Source organism: Chryseobacterium sp. NRRL B-14798, from assembly GCF_050470705.1.
Lineage (GTDB): Bacteria > Bacteroidota > Bacteroidia > Flavobacteriales > Weeksellaceae > Chryseobacterium > Chryseobacterium cupriresistens.
Genome location: NZ_JBFLUL010000005.1, coordinates 3,218,353 through 3,235,280 on the forward strand (window position 1 = coordinate 3,218,353; position 16,928 = coordinate 3,235,280).

The window sequence follows — 16,928 nt, forward strand, 5'->3', positions numbered from 1 at the left end:
TTAATGATGTTTACGGTTAAAAAGATTATTCAGAACGCTGTATCTGAAATCGAAAATGTTTTTGAGCTTTTCTTTAACAAATAAACCATGAGCAGCCCTTCCAAGAACCCCCAACGGAAGTTCATAAAATACAGTATCTTTCATTAATACCCCGTTCTGATCAGGAATGAACTCATGAAAATGGTTCCAATGCTTATAAGGTCCTTCTTTCTGATAATCTGTAAAGCTTCTGCCTTCTTTTACCTGGCTGATAATCGTTTTCCATTTCATCGGGATTCCCAATACCGGAGAGACGGTATAATCTATTTCCATTCCTTCAAAAATAGGTTCGTCCTGTATATCTGAAAGCACCACAAAATTCATGCTTTTTGGTGTTATTTCAGATAAATTATGAGGAGAGGAAAAGAATTTCCATGCGGTCTCGATATCACAATTCAAATGTTGTTCTCTATATAATCTGTACATCGTTATTTTTTTATTGATTTATAAATTCTAAAGAATCTTCCAAACAAATGAGTGATCAGAAATAAGCAGATTTGTATCTTATATAGCTTTTAAATGCTACCAATAATTTCTGTGAATTGGCAATCCTGATTCTTTGCTGCAAAATATGCTGCGAACTTGTTTTCTTGATCTTTTCAAATAATGACAGATAGTACCTGTATGCGAGATACACTCCAAACTTAGAAGAACCCGGAAGTTTCCTGATACCCTGCAATGCTTCTTTAAATTCTTCTTCAATTTCTTTTTCGATCTGAGCTTTAACGGTATTATCAAAGACAGACATATTCAATGATGGAAAATAAGTTCTGCCCAAAATCTGGTAATCATCTTTCAGATCACGTAAAAAATTAACCTTTTGAAAAGCGGAACCCAGTTTCATAGCGAATGGTTTAAGTTTTTCAAATTGCTGCTTATCACCTCCTGTAAATATCTGCAGACACATGAGTCCCACTACTTCAGCAGAGCCGTAGATATATTCATTATAGAGATCTGAATTGTAGTCTATTTTCTGCAGATCCATTTCCATGCTGTGCAGGAACTGATCGATCAATTGAATATTGATATCATACTGACGCACGGTTTCCTGAAAAGAATGTAAAATAGGATTGAGTGATATTCCCTGCTGTAATGCATCATACGTTTCTGCTTTTAATCTTTTCAATAGCTTTTCTTTATCATATCCATGAAAGCTATCAACAATTTCATCCGCAAGGCGTACATACCCATAAACAGCATAAATGGCAGGTCTTATAGAAGGCTTCAGAGCCAATATCCCTAATGAAAAACTGGTACTGTATTTTTGAGTAGTGCACTTACTGACCTCGTAAGACAATTCATCAAACAACTTTTTCATATTATTTTATTTTAGTTTATTAACCTCTTGCGCTACAATCTTCCCGGAGATAACGGATGGAGGAACTCCGGGCCCGGGAACCGTTAACTGCCCGGTATAAAAAAGATTACTGATCTTTTTGTTTCTTATTTTAGGTTTCAGGACAGCAGTCTGCGATAAAGTATTGGACAGTCCGTATGCATTCCCCTCATAAGCATTATAATCCGAAATAAAATCACTTACACAATAGCTTCTTTTGTATTCAATTCTGGAAATAAGATCATTTTCTCCTGTATGCTTTTCGATTCTTTCAAGCATTTCCTTCAGGTATTTTTCTCTTACAGCTTCCTCATCGTGTATTCCTGGTGACAGAGGCAATAGTAAAAAGAGATTTTCACAGCCTTCCGGAGCGACACCGGGATCTGTTTTTGAAGGACAGCACGCATAAAAAAGGGGTTTCGAAGGCCATTTTTTATTGACATAAATACAGTCTATATGATTATCAAGTTCATTTTCAAAGAACAGGGTATGGTGTTTTAAATCAGAGATTTTCCCTTTGATTCCGAGGTAATAGATCAGGCATGAAGGAGCAAAGGTTTTTGTCTTCCAGTAGGCATCATTATAGTTTCTGAGAGATTTAGGAATTAATGTTTCCGTATGGTGGTAATCTGATGAGGCAATAACTACATCAAATTCATAGTCTTTATCCCCAGCCGTTACTGACACTACTTTCCCAGCTTCTGTATTCAGCTTCTGAACATCCTGATTAAAATGAAAATTTACTCCCTGCTTTTCGGCTACGTCCTTCATGGCCATAACAAGCTGATAAAAACCTCCCATAGGGTATTTTGTTCCCAATACATATCCTCCATAATTCATAAGGCTGTAAAGTGCGGGAATATTACGGGGCGAAGCACCCAGAAATATCACCGGAAATTCCATCAGAGATCTGAGTTTCGGGTCAGAAAAATATCCTGAAACGTATTTCCTGAAATTACTTAAAAGATCAAGCTTCAATGCACTGCCCGCTATTTTTAATGAAGCAAATTCCAGCCAGCTGTAACAGGGCTTTGTCACAAAATCTTTCATCCCGACCTCATACTTAAACTGAGCAGACTGCATAAATTGATCATACTTTTTACCTGATCCGGCCTCTGTATTTTCAAATAACTCACGGATGTCTTCATTTTTTTCAGGAACTGAAATCTTTTCTTCTGAAAAAACCATTTCAAACTGAGGGTCTAAGGATACCAGTTTAAAATAATCAGCTGCTTTACAGTCAAAATCATTGAAAAATCCTTCAATGATGTCAGGCATCCAATACCAGCTCGGCCCCATATCAAACACATAGCCTTCTTCCGTTTTAAATTGCCTTGCACGTCCTCCCGGTTGATTATGTTTTTCAAAAACATGTACTTCATTTCCGGCCTTTGCCGCATAAGCAGCCGCAGAGAGCCCGGAGAACCCTGAACCTATTACCGCTATTCTTTTTCTTGATTTTTCAGTACTCATCATCATTTTTTTAACAGTTGTTTAAAGACATTTTTCACTACGCAATCAGTTTAACTTTTTATATACGGTGTTCAGTAGATCCCTTGTTTCCAGATTCATACGGTAAAAAGAATCATGAAATTCATCTAATTTGGAAAGTACTGCGATAAGAAGCATTTGTTCAGCATGTGTAAGATTTCCTACGACAGCCCTGGAAGCCCTGCGGATTTCCTCCATATGTTCATCCAGTATTGCAAGCCCTTTCTCTGTTATCTGTATATTTTTTGTTCTTTTATCTTTTGGAGAAACTGCCTGTTCAATCCAGCCATTATGGAGCAACCGGTTAATAACAAGTATACCTGAAGATTTCTCATGTACATTATGCTTTATCAATTGCATTTTTGACATCGCTCCCATATTCTTCAAACTGATAAGATAGATGAAGTCATCCTGGCTGGAAAAAACTGAACTTCCGACTGCTGATCTTGAATATGACTTTGCATATCTGTTCATTCTGATCAGCAAAGTATTAATAATACTATCTGAACTTCTTCCTGATTCCTTCCCTATCCAGTCAGGATTTCCAAGATCCTGCTGATGAGCAGCATTGATCCATTCTGTAAAACCATGAAGATCATTGCTATATAGAGCCTTACCTTCATTTTGTTCCATAAATTGCTGAACGAGTTCCACCACTGATTTTATAAGTTCAAAATTCATATCAAACAAATTAGTACACAAATATACTTATATAAGTTTATAAATAAACTATTTTTTGTTTTTATTTTAACTTTTTACATTTTGACCAGCATTTAACGGCAATAAAAAACGACATTATTTCAGTAATACACCTTTAGATCTCCATTATGATTCTGCTCATATCACTGTCAGGGTTAAATACCGAAATTTGGCTTCACTCTATACACAAAACAAAATCCTATGAAAAAATTAGTTTTATCAATAGCAGCAGCCAGTTTTATGATTTTGGCCTGTAAAAAGAAGGACACAACAAGTAGTACCCCCGTTGCCGATTCAGTCAACATGCAAAGAAATTATTCTGATACAGCAGCATCTGCGGTCAGGGATACTCAAGACAATACAACAGGTAATGACAGTATTAATACAAAAAATCACGTTGGGGGAAGAAAAACGAGCAATAATAATACGGGTAATGGCACAGCCAATATCAATGCAGCAGTTTCAGACAGTGCGCACAATACGCAGGGAAGATCCGGCAATGTAAAAAAGTAGTTATTGGACCACAATAGCATTACAATATACAACCGATATAAAAACAAAAATTGCTATTTATATCTGTTGTATGATGTTCGTTATGGATGCTTTTATTATTAAAATATCGTGGAATAGCTTCGAATTGCAACATACATTTGGCAGACAACAAATAACGAAAAATAAAAAGGACAAACCATTCATAAAAATGATTTGTCCTGTTATGTGACCCGGCTGGGATTCGAACCCAGGACCCATACATTAAAAGTGTATTGCTCTACCAGCTGAGCTACCGAGTCGGCCCTTACTTTTTCAAGTAAATCCCTTTCTGTAAGGGACTGCAAAGATAGAAACTTTTTCTTTATTTACAATACTTTCCGGACATTTTATGCCTATGATTCCGCTAACTTTTACAATATCAGACACAAAAATTTCACCTATCTGAGCAGGTTCTTACTATAAATCTCAAAAACGAATCAAAAGCTTCAATAAAAAATTGAGAATTGCAGTAAATCCTTTGTTACCCGTGGTCCGATCAGTAAATCAGTTTTATTTTTTTTAAATTTGAAACATCCTTATTATCAATAATTTGTTTTTGTCAAATAAATTCACTATATTGATACATGAAAAAAAATGAACGTCAGGACAATATAACACACGCTGGCAAAGTTAACGAAAGAACAAAAGCATTGGAGGTCCTTGAAAAAGCAAAAAAAGTACAAGGAAAAATTACATTTCTCCGTCAGGGAGTAGGGAGAAACTTTAAACCCAAAAATGAAGAGTAAAGATATTGCTGACTTCAATGGCAATAGAACGAGAACAATCAAACGGATCAGTTAATTCAAATTTATAATAACCGGCCATTTGAAACATTATAGCAAACACTATAAATAAAAAAACCTGCAAAAATAATTTGCAGGTTTTTTTTGTATTTTTCTGATGCTTTATTTTTGCATCTTTAAGATTGTGACCCGGCTGGGATTCGAACCCAGGACCCATACATTAAAAGTGTATTGCTCTACCAGCTGAGCTACCGAGTCGGCCACTTACTTTTTTAAGTAAATCCCTTTGTTTAAGGGACTGCAAAGATAGGAAAACCCTCTTTAAATCCAAATTTTTCAAAGCTTTTTTATTATAAAATTTGCATCAAAAAAGTCAAACACCTGTTTATAAATTAATTACGTCGTTATTTTTTTTAATTCAAATTCCCAGCATTAATAGTAGCTGACGGATAATATCATTTTTTGAGCAAAAAATTTATTTTGATAAATCAAAAAACAATAATATCTTAGCAACTAAGATAATTATAAAATAATTTAATTAATGACTAAAAATAATATACAAAATTTCCGTGAAGCAAGCAGAGCCTATTCTGACGCTTCAATCTTTATGCATGAGGCCATTGCCAGAAAAGCAGGGCTTTCCAGCACAGATCATAAATATCTGGGACTTATTCTGCAGTACGAATCCATAACAGCAGGTGAAATATCTAAGCTGACAGGTCTTACAACCGGCGCTGTTACGGGTTTAATTGACCGGCTGGAGAAAAAAGAACTTCTTAAAAGACAGTTTATTAAAGAAGACCGCAGAAAAGTAATGATCATCCCGAATACAGAAAACAGCATGAAATTACTCGGTCCTATTTTTGAAGAGCTGCAGCAAAAAACCATGAAACTCGTTTCCACTTTTTCTAAAAAGGAAATAGAAACTATTGAACGTTATTTCAGGGAAGCCACAGTTCTTATGAAAGAAACAACAGATCATTTAAATAACCCATAAATCAATACACGACCATGGAAAGTTTAACTGCTACTTATATAACCCGCGCAGAAATATGGCTTTGCATTACAACATTACTTTATTTTCTTATGAACGGGGCACAGATTTTCGAAACCCTCCTCTTTGTACCCAAATGGGCTTCTTCCCCACCCGATACATTGAAGCTGCTTCAGGACGGAAATGGAGTAAGCCTGAAGTTTTTTTGGATCATCCTTCACTCTTTGCATGAAATAACCTTTATCCTTGCGATTGCTTTTTGCTGGAAAATTGATCCGGTAAGGAACTGGCTTTTGATTTTACTCATTATTCACGCAGCTGTAAGAGCCTGGACATTAGCTTTTTTTGCTCCGAACATTATACAGTTTCAGAACTTGGCATCCACCACTTCTGTTTCACAGGAAATCATAACCAGAATTTCACTTTGGAAAACCCTTAACTATATTCGGGTTGCTGTTTATATTGCGGTATCAATTGGTTTCATTCCTCTTTGTATTAAAGTACTCAGTTTTCGTCAGTAGACCACAATCTAAAATATAAATTTCGCCGATCAGAGATCGGCGAAATTTGCAAATCAACAGATTCTCGTTTACGCTAAGTTTCCAGATTTTACATTCTGATATTCAAAAATCTCTATAATGGTGTTCATTGTTTTCTGTCCGAGATGTTTACCAACCAGATAAAGAGCGGCATCTATCCCGGCTGTGATTCCCGCCGTAGTTATCAGGTTGCCCTGGTCAATATACCGTACATTCCGGATTACATTGGTTTCCGGATTATGCTGTTCAAGGGCATCCAACAACATATGATGCGTAGTAACATCATAATCAGCAAGCATTTCTGTCCCTGACAGAAGCATACTTCCGGTACATACTGTAAATACTACTGTTCCTGCATCATAATGATTTTCAACCCATTTCAGAACAGTTTCCCGAAAATCCCTGTCCTGAATATATTTCATAATGTATTCAGGGTTTGCCCCCGGAACGACAATCATATCCGGTTGAGGGCATGTATGGATATCGTAGGTAGGAATAAGAGCCATTGTGTTCGCCTCCATATATACCGGATCTTTTGTTTTCCCAACTGTAAAGCAATTGTAGCTGCCCGGTTCCAGGACATTCGCTTTAACAAAAACATCTAAAGGGCCATTTAAATCAAGGGCTTCCACCTGATCATAGATTAAAAATGCTACATTCATTGTCTTGCTGTTTGGTACGTGATTCATAATTTTATTATTTAAGATTATTATTTTCAGATCATGGCACAGGTCTTCCCTGCTGACAATTGATGATTGCCAGTTTTATGTAAAATCAATAAGAAAAAGCTATTATCCTGTAGTCTTGAATGCCTTCCTGTACTGTGCCGGAGAGAGGGAAATGTTTTTAAGAAATAAGCGGCTGAGAGAAACAGCATTACTAAATCCGCATTTATCAGCTATCATATCGATGCTCATATCAGTATATTCCAGCATATTTTTAGCCTGATCCAGCCTCATTTTTTCGAGAAATCTGCCGGGAGTCATTCCTGACTCTTTTACAAATACCCTGGAAAAGTTACGGACACTCATGTTCAGGAACTCTGCCATATACTCTACCGTAATAGCTTCTCCCAGCTTATCTTTCAATAAATCACGGATTTGTTTTGTAAATGGAGACATTATTTCATATTCCGGCAATGCATTTCCAAACTGAGACTGTGCTCCGGATCTTTTTAAATACAGGACGAGATGACGGGCAACTTCGGCCGCCAAAGGTTTTCCAAAGTCTTCTTCCAATAGAGCCAATGCAAGATCCATCCCTGAAGAAACACCTCCTGAAGTATAAATTGGCCTGTCACGGATAAAAAAAGGATTAATATTCACATCCAATTTTGGATAAGATTTCTGTAAAGTATCTGCGAACTTCCAGTGAGTAGTTACCTGTTTGCCATCCAGCAGACCCGCTTTGGCAAGGATGAACGCCCCTACACAGACAGATCCCATTCGTCTCACGCCGGGAGCTATATTTTGAAGGTAGTGATAAATGTCCGGATTGACCTCATCCAGCACATTCAACGTGGTACCTGCTACCAGTAAAGTGTCTACGGAAAAATCAATATCATAAATAGTATGGCTGCATGATAAAGGCATTCCTGAACCTGAATATATTATTTTTTCTGAAGTTCCTGATACCAGATACACATGATAACCGGAATCCTGTTTATCATTTAAAAAACGGTTTGCTGATGTAAAAACATCCCATGGTCCGGCAATATCAAGCAGCTGTACCTCCGGCAATGCTAAAAGCACTATATTTTTCATTGCTGTTTTTCGCCCTTCTTTCTTCATATCTCGTTCTGTATGAGTACAAATGTAGAAAGAAAGGATTTTGTCTGCAATGACAAAAAACATACAATTCCGGCCAGAAGTAATTACTATTCTTTATCAAAATAAAAGAGACTGCCTTATCAGACAGTCTCAGCACTCTACTATAAAATTAGCTGCAAGCTATACTTTTTCGATGATTAACATTAAAATTCTCTTTACGCAGGAGATAATCTGCGTGATTTTAAATAAAGAGCAGTGCGGTTAAGATATGGGAAAAGGAAAATCAATAACAGTGAGGCGGCAAGAAGCCATACCATCATTTCATAATAATCCATCGCAAAACGGACATGATCCTGAACATTCATTCTGCCAATCAATAGCTTATTGGCAGCTTTAACAGCCTTATCTTCCGGCATTCCGCGAGCAATAAGCTTAGCAGTCTGCTGATGGAGAAAGCTTTTAACTTCCGGATCGACAGCACTTAAATGATCCTGAAAGGCATTATAATGACGGCTTTTCTCAAACAGTTCAAAAAAATTGATCAGGGCAATACTGATACAAAATCCAAGATACCGTATTGCTAATGCTGTTGCCGCAGCAGAAGGGCCAATGGCTGCAGGAACTGACGAAATAATAAAGATAATCGTCGGAACCATAATCAATCCCACACCCAATCCCTGAATAAATAACGGGATATAATAATTAAACTCATCAGCCTGAACATCAAAGGAATAATACATGACCGCATGAAAAATGAGCAGCATTAAAAAACCCGGTCCCCAGATATACCGTATATTTTTCTTCTGCAAAACCATACAGCAGGCAATAATGACTCCCATAACCAACCCTGTAAGATTGAAAATATTAATATAGGAAATATGAAATGGGTCCAGATGCAGCTCCGATGCAAAATAGGTATTGACAATTCCTGAAGCAAAACGGCATATATACATCACAAAAAGAATCAGCAGACCTACTTTAAAATTCCGGTATCTGAAAACACGCAGATCAATATAAGGCCTTTTAATAGCCTGCTGGCGAAATACTGATATTCCACCCAGGACAATAATTCCAATGACACTTCCCAAAATCCTGTTATCCTCCAGCCAATAATATTCCTGCCCGAAAATGGTTATATATCCTATGAGCACCAGCATAGTACTGAACAGTCCAAAACTCTGCCAGTCGAGTTTATAGAGATGAAATCTTGCATGGGTTCTGTAATTGCTCATCGCCAGGGTGAGGAAAATAAGTCCCGGAAGATAGGAGAAGATGGCTGTTTTATAGACAATATTAAAATTATACGAATCTATGAGGTCGGCGGTTATAAGGTTATTAAACGGCAAAGCACAAATTAAGATCCCGAAAAACACTGAAAAGCTGATCTCCCGGCCCCTTTCACTGCTCAGCCGGGTGAAAATAAGGGTTAGTGACAGGTTTACATTCCCGGCAAACAACATTCCCTGCATAAAACGCACCGGAAACAGGATATAAATTTCACGGGTAGAATAGCATAGCAGACAGGCCAGAATTTGCAGTGTGGTAAAAAGAAGAAAATATTCTTTTGCAGCCAGAAAACTGAAAAATCGTCTTTCCAGGCTATAAAAACCTACATACCCGGCATAAAATAATGCTACCGAAAACTGAATGTCTGCCGGCTCACTTCCGTAATATCCTGCTGCTGCATTTATATTGGCTAAAGGGAGAAAAAAGATAATAATTCCAGGAAGTGTCATTGAAAAAAGAATGATTTTCACCAACCATTCCGGAGCCCATTTTTTGAAATAGGGCATTTGTCTTTTAGCCATTGGAATGCTTTTTATTAGCATAAACATTTACATTCATTCCCACTTTCAGAACATCAATCTGGCTTCTTTGCCCATCCAGTCTTATTCTCACAGGAATACGCTGTACAATCTTGACATAATTCCCGGTAGAGTTATCCGGTGGAAGCAAAGAAAAACTTGAACCTGTTGCAGGAGAAAGGGAAATAATCGTTCCCTGGAATTCTTTGTCCGGATAAGAATCAGCAACAATTTTCACATGATCGCCGATATGCATATCCCTGATCTGGGTTTCTTTATAATTAGCCACTACCCATTTATCAGTTTCATTATTGACAATGAATGCCAGCGTTTCTCCGGCATCAATCATCTGCCCTACTTCTACGGTTCGTCGTCCCATTCTTCCATCATAAGCAGCAGTAACAGCGGTATAGCTTACGTCTAGTTTGTGACGGTCCAGCAATGCTTCCAGTCTTGCAATTTCTGCCAGAACAACGGCTTTTTCTGCCCTTATATCATTAATCTTGGATACAGAAGCTGCATAATTATCCTGCGAAGATTTATAATCACTTTCGTTGACATCCAGTGTTGCTTTCACATCTTCAAGTCGCTGTCTGGTAGCAGATTCTTCATCATACAGCTTTTTATACCTGTTATAATCAAGCTGCTGTTTCCAGACTTTTGCTTTATTGGCATCCACCTGGGCCATCGCTGCGGCAGCTTCCTTTTCTGTAGTTCCTGTAGTACTTTCCAATACTCTCAGCTGGGCACGGGCTTTCTGAAGGGCTGCCTGAGTCTGTTTTTCCTGAAGGACATATTCACGGTTATCAATAATTAAAAGAGTATCGCCCTTTTTTACTTCCTGATTTTCTTCAAATTTCACGGCAACAATAAATCCTCCGGCTCTTGAAATAATAGGATTTACATATTCCTGAACCTGCGCATCATTAGTCTGCTCATAGGCATAATAATTTTTTAAGGTAAACCCGCCCCACACTGCAAGTGCAGCAACGATTACAACTGAAATCCATCCTGTGATCTTCGTGATCATTCTATCGGTGGGAGTGTATTTTTTTTTCATTGTTTTATAAAACGCCTGTAATATTTTGTAATAAATAATAATTGTTCTGTGCCATAATTTTAGCCGCTTCCAGTTCAAATTTTGTCTGAAGCAGCTGTATATCTGCATCCAGCAATTCTGTAATAAGAGAAGTCTGGTTGAAGTAAGTATTTTTGATAATACGTGCATTTTCCTTTGCCTGAGCGACATTGGCTTCTGCCACTTTTATCTGTTCCAAAGCTTCCTGGTACCTTAAATAAGCTTCTTTCACCTGCTGTCTTACTTTATCCTCCGTATCCCTGTGCACTTCCTCTTCTTTTTCAAATTCAAGCTGGGCTGCCTTTACTTTGTGGGTATTGTGGTAAAGGGAAGAGATGGAAAATGATGCTTTAATTCCAACGATTCCCAGCGAATACCAATAAGGATTATAGGGATAAAGGAAAATCTGCGGATTGGCGTAATAAAATTCGCCATACATCCCTACCTTAGGTCTTACATTCGCTTTTACCTGTTTCAATTTGATAATACTCAGCGCTGTCTGCTGTTCAGAAACATGGTAATCAAAAGAATGATCCAATGCCTGTTTCAGATATTCATCATACGTTGTATTCTCATTCCATTGATTAAACGGCGCTTCAGGAATAACAACCTGTTCATCCGGAATTCCAAGAATAATATTCAGTTTCTGCATGGCGATGAGGATATCATTTTCTATGGTCACCAGTGCCATTTTTCGTTTTGAAAGTTCAAGTTCAATCCTTAAAACATCACTTTTTAAAACCACTCCGTTTTTATAAAGAGTCTGTATTTCTTTTAATTGTGTTTTCTGATCATCAATATCCTGCTTGATAAGATCTCTGAAAATTAAGGTTTTCTGTAATTCCAGATAAAGTGATGCTGTTTTGTAGTGAATATCTGAAACGGACTGTTCTTTCCGGATATCCTTAATTTTCTGAAGCGTTTGATTTTCCTTAATCTTAAGATTCAGTTTGTTTCCGTTATAAATATTCAGATAAAAATCTGCTCCGGCTCTGTAAAGCGTATGGATAACTTCATGCTGGGTTGGTTTGGAAAAGATTCCGTTTTCATAGATAGGAATGTTGGAAGCTTTTTCTGCAGAACCTTTAATTTCTATTTCCGGGAGGCGCTCTCTTTTAGCGTCTTTTACTTCGGCTTCGGCAATGTCTACGTTGATTGTATTGATTCTGATATGGCGGCTGTTTTCCTCCGCTTTCTGCCATGCTTCCTTCAGGGAGAGTCGTATGGTATCCTTTGCTGGACTGCCGGTCTGCGCTGATACGATGGAGAAAACTCCAAACATCAGCAATCCGGCGACATAAATTTTCATTTGAATTTTTGAATTATTGCACTGCAAATTTATTGGCAATCCGGAAATTTTATTTATCTAAAATAGTCAACTTTTACATGATTCCGGCCAAATGATTATATTTGTATTCTTATTGGTATTTTAAATTTTTATGGGATTAATTGCTGCGCTTCCTGATATTGATAAAGACGATAAAAGTGTATTTGTCATGCACGAAAAATCTGAAAAACTGATTCCTTTTCACAAGCATACAAAAGGACAGCTGAGCTATGTGGAAGGCGGCATCGCCTATATAACGATTGATAACAGAACCTATGTGGTACCGGCAAGACACTTTTTCTGGATTCCGCAGGGAATGGAACATATTTTAGAGATCGGACATACAGCCACAGTCCTGCGTTCCCTTTATTTTTATGCCCACGATGATTTTTCAGATCCTTTTTATAACAGATTAGGAATATACCCTGCATCCGAACTGCTGATTCAGATGATCAAATATTCTGAAATATGGGATGAAAAGCATGTAACTGCAAAAGATGAAAACTTTGAATTTCTGGTAGCATTAAAAAAGATCCTTCCCAAAACCCATCAACAGCCATTACCTATTATTCTTCCTGCCACTCATAACAAACAGATGATGAAAATCGTATCTTATCTGGAATGGAATATCGGAGAAAAACTGACTCTGACTAATGTAAGCAGTAAATTTGGTTTGAGTGAACGCTCTTTGTCCCGCCTGTTCAAAGCGGATATGGACATTTCTTTTCTGCAGTACCTGAAAACATTAAGAATCATTAAAGCCATTGAACTGCTTTTAAATACCGATAAGCCTATCAATGAAATAGCGGATGATGTTGGATATAGCTCAATAAGTGCCTTTAGCGACACCTTCCATGAGTTTACCCAATCCAGACCTTCTGATTTAAGGAAGAGCAATAAAGCCATTCAGAATTTTACAGATTAAATTGGACACCCTGAATTAAATAAAAGCCTTTAAACATTATGCTTAAAGGCTTTATCACTCATTATTACTGTGTCACTTTTATCATCGCATTGGTAATCTCAATTTCTTTTTTTCTGGAATAGGTGGAATCAAAAGGTTCCATAACATTAAACAGATACTGATAAAAGGGAGCAATCTGGCGTACATTTTCAGCTTCTTTCCCTGCTCTTTCTTTGTCCATCTGCTGCAGACCTTTTATGAAGATATTGAATTTTTTGTCGATAGGCTCCATTGCTTTTAAAAGATATGCATGTGCTTTTTCATTTTGCCCAAGCTTTTTGTAGCCTTCAGTAACAGCAGAAACCACCAATGCATATTCCATCGGCTTGGACCTCATCTGTCTTTTCGCCATTGCTTTAAATGAAGGAGAAAGATTCTGGTAATAATCATATTCTTCAAATATTCCTTTTTTGAGCATTTCTGCAAGCTGAAGACCTTTTTGCTCCTGCCCTGCAACAATATATCCGGTAACCATGGCGCTCAGTGAACGTGGATCGTTGTATTTTTCAGCAGGAATTTCTTTTGCTGCAAGTTCCAGTAACTCGAGTGCTTTCGCTTTCTGCCCGCTTGCCACAAGTGCAGATACAGCTCTACTCACCGACATTCTGTAGCCCAAAATATTTGACGTAGCTGTTTCATCATAATAAATACTCAGATCTTTAAAATTTCCCCATCTGAAATTTTTCACCACCTGATAAAGAGATTGGGCATCTACCCTTCCTTTGTCTCCATCAGGCCCCTGAGGCGTATGAATGGGAACCAATCTGTAGCTGAAACCGTCAAACTGCAGATATTCATCCAGATAAAAAATATTTTCGCTTTCATACATTCCGCCTGAAGAGAAACTTATCGGGCGCTTCCAGTCGAAATTGGCCAGCATATCCAGCATCATCAGATTGCTTTTATAAAGGGTATTCGCTTCATAATTGATTATAATCTGATCCACAGTACCCGGAAGATCGGACTGATTAATAATTCCTGCTTTTACGGCATTTTCTTTGTTGACGGGAAGGATAAATTTACTGACTGGAATAATATTGTATTTTTCATATTGTTTTTCGCCGAAGTACATTTTCAGCAGTTCATCTTTTTCAGACGATTGTAATTTCAGGAATTTCATAGCATCCTTAAGGGTCATTGAATCCTGAGTCAGATATTTTCTGAATTCCTGGAAAGCCGTTTCCGGCGCTCCCTGTTCTTTCAGCATCTGGAAAAGCCCTTCCCAATCTTCTTTTTTCATCAGATACACCTGATCATTGACACCGTCTCTATATTCTTCATGGGTCAGCTCACCCGGAATTCCCATGGCATTGTAGGTTCTTCTTTTCACCTGATCAATATTCCATGGAGTGGCTAAAAGGGTAAAATTGACCGTTTTCACATCATCCCTGAATCTTTCTGTTTCCTGAATAGCCCACACCGGAAAAGTATCATTATCACCATAAATAAAAATGATATCATCTTTAGGCAATGACCGTAAAAATGAATAGGCATAATCGCGGGCTGCAGTTTTTTTGCTTCTGTCATGGGAAGTATAATTCTGGAATCCCATCATAAAAGGGATTCCCAGCAATACAGCTCCCAGTATAATGTTGGCTGCATTGGATTTAATCTTAGACTGAATCAGCCAAAGGATCGCTCCGGCTCCCAGACCAATCCACACGGCAAAGGCATAGAATGAACCTACCATGGCATAGTCTCTTTCCCGCACTTCAAACGGTTTTACTCCGGTATAGAAAACAATTCCCACACTGGTCAGAATAAACAGTGAAAGTATGGCATAAAATCTTCCAAAATCTCTGTTCAGCTGGAAAAAGAAACCAATCAAACCCAGAATCAATGGTAAAAAGAAAAACTTTACGGTACTTTCATTTTTAAATTGAGCAGGCATATGATCCTGATCACCCAACAGAGCATTATCAATAAAAGAAAATCCTGAAATCCAGTTCCCGTTGGTATTTTCCATATGTCCCTGAAGATCGTTCTGTCTTCCAACAAAATTCCACATCAGGTATCGCACAAAGTAATATCCGTTCTGGAAAGAAATAAAATAATCCATATTCTGAGCAAATGAAGGGCGCTGTACCTTAATCAGATCATAAGGTTTTACTTTCAGATAATCTTCTGCAGTGATAGAATCTCCTTCATATTTTGCTCTCAGTTCTTCAAAAATACGTTTAGCCTCAGGATTGTCTGCCACATCTTCATTATCGTAATTGAAGGTAAAATCAGGAGCTCCATACAATGAGATATAATTAGCCATCACTTCTTTATCTTCATTGAACATCCTTGGCATAAAACTTATGTGAGATTTATTAAAAACATAGTTGAATCTTTCTCCGGTTTTTCTGTAAGTTCCGGTTTTTTCATCTTTTTCATAAATATCTCCGGTGATGTCTCTTTTATAACTTCCGTCTTCCTCTTTTTCCAGCCCGTTTTTGTCGAGAAAAGCGGTATAATTCTGCCCGTAAATCGTAGGCCAGTCACCATATTGAACCCTGTTATAATAATCTCTCATTCCGATCGCGGTATCCGGATCATTAAGATTCATCGGTGGATTCGCATTGGCTCTGATGGGAATCACCAGCCAGCAGGAGAAACCAATGATCATGTAAACAAGGGATAAAACCACAGTCTGGTATACCTTCTTTTTTGTTTTTCCAGCATACTTAATTAAGAAATAACTTATTGCGGCCATAAGAACAAACGCCGCAATTGTCCCTGAATGGAAAGGAAGCCCTAAACCGTTCACAAAGAAAATTTCAAGCTGTCCAAAGAGGGTCATAATCAAGGGGAAAATAATCTTGAACACGAAGGCAAGAATTCCCAAAGTAACAAGATTCGCTATGATAAAACTTTTCCACGAAAAGGTATAATTCCGGGCGTAAAACACCAGACATATGGCCGGAAGAGCCAGCATACACATCATATGTACTCCTACGGAAAGACCTGTGATAAAGAAAATAAGGATGATCCATCTCTCACTGTCAATCGCTTTATATTCGTTTTCCCATTTTGTAATGAGCCATACTAGCAACGCAATAAACAGCGAAGCCATTGCATACACCTCACCTTCTACAGCCGAAAACCAAAAGGTATCTGAAAAGGTAAAGCATAAGGCCCCGATAGCTCCTGCAAAAAGGATAGAGATTTCCTGATGTTTTGTAATCTCTTCAAAGTCTCTATGCAAAAGCCGTCTTAAAAAATGGGTGATCGTCCAGAACAGCAACAGAATGGTAAATGCACTGAATAACGCTGACATGGCATTGATCACCACAGAATAATTTTCAGTATTTCCCAATGCAAAAATACTCGCTGCCGCTCCCACGATCTGGAATAAAGCGGCTCCCGGAGCATGAGTTACCTCCAGCTTTACAGCTGAAGAAATATATTCCCCGCAGTCCCAGAAACTCAAAGAATGTTCTATCGTTGAAAGATAAGTAATAAGCGCAATAGCGAAAAGGAACCATCCCAGTACGGTGTTCCATTTTTTAAAAGACCAGTTTTTCATATCATATTTTCCAATATGTATATGACAACTGGGGGAAAGGGTTTATTACATTTACCTTATTTTATTCTCAAACCACAAAAGTCATAAAAGTCTTAGCGTAGT

Annotated in this window: 15 protein-coding genes and 2 tRNA genes; 5 read left to right on the top strand and 12 right to left on the bottom strand. The window is 37.8% G+C overall.

Going from position 1 to position 16,928, the window contains the following annotated elements:
• The 4 genes from AB1278_RS14895 to AB1278_RS14910 are packed head-to-tail and all read right to left on the bottom strand — an operon-like array spanning nt 1 to nt 3,547.
• The gene (locus AB1278_RS14895) at nt 1–465 is read right to left on the bottom strand and encodes an SRPBCC family protein (protein WP_429815362.1); all 465 of its coding nucleotides are present in this window, start codon (nt 463–465) and stop codon (nt 1–3) included.
• A gap of 55 nt (nt 466–520) precedes the next feature.
• Nucleotides 521–1,357, bottom strand: a complete 837-nt coding sequence (locus tag AB1278_RS14900) for a phytoene/squalene synthase family protein (protein ID WP_110009706.1) — start codon at nt 1,355–1,357, stop codon at nt 521–523.
• 6 nt (nt 1,358–1,363) lie between these two features.
• Nucleotides 1,364–2,848: a phytoene desaturase family protein gene (locus AB1278_RS14905; protein ID WP_343640493.1), complete on the bottom strand. Its 1,485-nt coding sequence runs from the start codon at nt 2,846–2,848 to the stop codon at nt 1,364–1,366.
• A gap of 45 nt (nt 2,849–2,893) precedes the next feature.
• On the bottom strand, nt 2,894–3,547 hold the full coding sequence (locus tag AB1278_RS14910; protein WP_343640489.1) for a MarR family winged helix-turn-helix transcriptional regulator: 654 nt from the start codon (nt 3,545–3,547) through the stop codon (nt 2,894–2,896).
• 219 nt (nt 3,548–3,766) lie between these two features.
• Between AB1278_RS14910 and AB1278_RS14915 the strand changes: the two genes are divergently transcribed.
• Entirely contained in the window at nt 3,767–4,078 is a 312-nt protein-coding gene (locus AB1278_RS14915; protein WP_202843118.1) for a hypothetical protein, read from the top strand.
• Between the two features lie 205 nt (nt 4,079–4,283).
• Here the strand turns inward: AB1278_RS14915 and AB1278_RS14920 are convergent.
• Nucleotides 4,284–4,356, bottom strand: a tRNA-Lys gene (locus AB1278_RS14920).
• Between the two features lie 324 nt (nt 4,357–4,680).
• Here AB1278_RS14920 and AB1278_RS14925 point away from each other — a divergent pair.
• Entirely contained in the window at nt 4,681–4,842 is a 162-nt protein-coding gene (locus tag AB1278_RS14925) for a hypothetical protein (protein WP_171006229.1), read from the top strand.
• 182 nt (nt 4,843–5,024) lie between these two features.
• On the opposite strand, the gene AB1278_RS14930 is transcribed toward AB1278_RS14925, so the two are convergent.
• Nucleotides 5,025–5,097, bottom strand: a tRNA-Lys gene (locus AB1278_RS14930).
• 283 nt (nt 5,098–5,380) lie between these two features.
• Here AB1278_RS14930 and AB1278_RS14935 point away from each other — a divergent pair.
• Together AB1278_RS14935 and AB1278_RS14940 are read left to right on the top strand one after the other, a co-directional pair.
• Nucleotides 5,381–5,836 (top strand): MarR family winged helix-turn-helix transcriptional regulator, encoded by a 456-nt coding sequence (locus tag AB1278_RS14935; RefSeq protein ID WP_343642952.1) that lies wholly within the window; start codon nt 5,381–5,383, stop codon nt 5,834–5,836.
• A gap of 14 nt (nt 5,837–5,850) precedes the next feature.
• A complete protein-coding gene (locus AB1278_RS14940; protein ID WP_343642954.1) occupies nt 5,851–6,354 on the top strand; it encodes a transposase in 504 nt (167 codons plus the stop codon).
• 68 nt (nt 6,355–6,422) lie between these two features.
• Here AB1278_RS14940 and AB1278_RS14945 read toward each other — a convergent pair whose 3' ends face one another.
• From AB1278_RS14945 to AB1278_RS14965, 5 genes are all read right to left on the bottom strand, one after another.
• Complete coding sequence (locus tag AB1278_RS14945; protein ID WP_343642956.1) at nt 6,423–7,061, bottom strand: DJ-1/PfpI family protein; 639 nt, start codon at nt 7,059–7,061, stop codon at nt 6,423–6,425.
• A gap of 102 nt (nt 7,062–7,163) precedes the next feature.
• A complete protein-coding gene (locus tag AB1278_RS14950) occupies nt 7,164–8,162 on the bottom strand; it encodes a GlxA family transcriptional regulator (protein WP_429815371.1) in 999 nt (332 codons plus the stop codon).
• A 194-nt stretch (nt 8,163–8,356) separates the two neighbouring features.
• Nucleotides 8,357–9,949, bottom strand: coding sequence for a beta-carotene 15,15'-monooxygenase (locus tag AB1278_RS14955; RefSeq protein ID WP_238349694.1), 1,593 nt, complete (start codon nt 9,947–9,949; stop codon nt 8,357–8,359).
• On the bottom strand, nt 9,942–11,006 hold the full coding sequence (locus tag AB1278_RS14960) for an HlyD family secretion protein (RefSeq protein ID WP_202843129.1): 1,065 nt from the start codon (nt 11,004–11,006) through the stop codon (nt 9,942–9,944). The genes AB1278_RS14955 and AB1278_RS14960 overlap by 8 nt, the downstream gene beginning before the upstream one ends.
• Nucleotides 11,007–11,010: 4 nt before the next feature.
• Nucleotides 11,011–12,333, bottom strand: a complete 1,323-nt coding sequence (locus AB1278_RS14965) for a TolC family protein (RefSeq protein ID WP_411413804.1) — start codon at nt 12,331–12,333, stop codon at nt 11,011–11,013.
• Nucleotides 12,334–12,463: 130 nt separating this feature from the next.
• On the opposite strand from AB1278_RS14965, the gene AB1278_RS14970 reads away from it, so the two are divergent.
• Nucleotides 12,464–13,276: an AraC family transcriptional regulator gene (locus AB1278_RS14970; RefSeq protein ID WP_429815376.1), complete on the top strand. Its 813-nt coding sequence runs from the start codon at nt 12,464–12,466 to the stop codon at nt 13,274–13,276.
• A gap of 64 nt (nt 13,277–13,340) precedes the next feature.
• Here the strand turns inward: AB1278_RS14970 and AB1278_RS14975 are convergent, their stop codons facing one another.
• Nucleotides 13,341–16,826 carry a glycosyltransferase family 117 protein gene (locus AB1278_RS14975; RefSeq protein ID WP_429815379.1) on the bottom strand — a complete coding sequence of 1,162 codons (3,486 nt, stop codon included), beginning with the start codon at nt 16,824–16,826 and terminating at the stop codon, nt 13,341–13,343.
• Between the last annotated feature and the right edge of the window lie 102 nt (nt 16,827–16,928).

Excerpts from the sequence above, each read along its gene's own strand:
- AB1278_RS14895 (WP_429815362.1), bottom strand. The coding sequence starts at position 465 with ATGTACAGATTATATAGAGAACAACATTTGAATTGTGATATCGAGACC.
- AB1278_RS14900 (WP_110009706.1), bottom strand. The coding sequence starts at position 1,357 with ATGAAAAAGTTGTTTGATGAATTGTCTTACGAGGTCAGTAAGTGCACT.
- AB1278_RS14905 (WP_343640493.1), bottom strand. The coding sequence starts at position 2,848 with ATGAGTACTGAAAAATCAAGAAAAAGAATAGCGGTAATAGGTTCAGGG.
- AB1278_RS14910 (WP_343640489.1), bottom strand. The coding sequence starts at position 3,547 with ATGAATTTTGAACTTATAAAATCAGTGGTGGAACTCGTTCAGCAATTT.
- AB1278_RS14915 (WP_202843118.1), top strand. The coding sequence starts at position 3,767 with ATGAAAAAATTAGTTTTATCAATAGCAGCAGCCAGTTTTATGATTTTG.
- AB1278_RS14925 (WP_171006229.1), top strand. The coding sequence starts at position 4,681 with ATGAAAAAAAATGAACGTCAGGACAATATAACACACGCTGGCAAAGTT.
- AB1278_RS14935 (WP_343642952.1), top strand. The coding sequence starts at position 5,381 with ATGACTAAAAATAATATACAAAATTTCCGTGAAGCAAGCAGAGCCTAT.
- AB1278_RS14940 (WP_343642954.1), top strand. The coding sequence starts at position 5,851 with ATGGAAAGTTTAACTGCTACTTATATAACCCGCGCAGAAATATGGCTT.
- AB1278_RS14945 (WP_343642956.1), bottom strand. The coding sequence starts at position 7,061 with ATGAATCACGTACCAAACAGCAAGACAATGAATGTAGCATTTTTAATC.
- AB1278_RS14950 (WP_429815371.1), bottom strand. The coding sequence starts at position 8,162 with ATGAAGAAAGAAGGGCGAAAAACAGCAATGAAAAATATAGTGCTTTTA.
- AB1278_RS14955 (WP_238349694.1), bottom strand. The coding sequence starts at position 9,949 with ATGGCTAAAAGACAAATGCCCTATTTCAAAAAATGGGCTCCGGAATGG.
- AB1278_RS14960 (WP_202843129.1), bottom strand. The coding sequence starts at position 11,006 with ATGAAAAAAAAATACACTCCCACCGATAGAATGATCACGAAGATCACA.
- AB1278_RS14965 (WP_411413804.1), bottom strand. The coding sequence starts at position 12,333 with ATGAAAATTTATGTCGCCGGATTGCTGATGTTTGGAGTTTTCTCCATC.
- AB1278_RS14970 (WP_429815376.1), top strand. The coding sequence starts at position 12,464 with ATGGGATTAATTGCTGCGCTTCCTGATATTGATAAAGACGATAAAAGT.
- AB1278_RS14975 (WP_429815379.1), bottom strand. The coding sequence starts at position 16,826 with ATGAAAAACTGGTCTTTTAAAAAATGGAACACCGTACTGGGATGGTTC.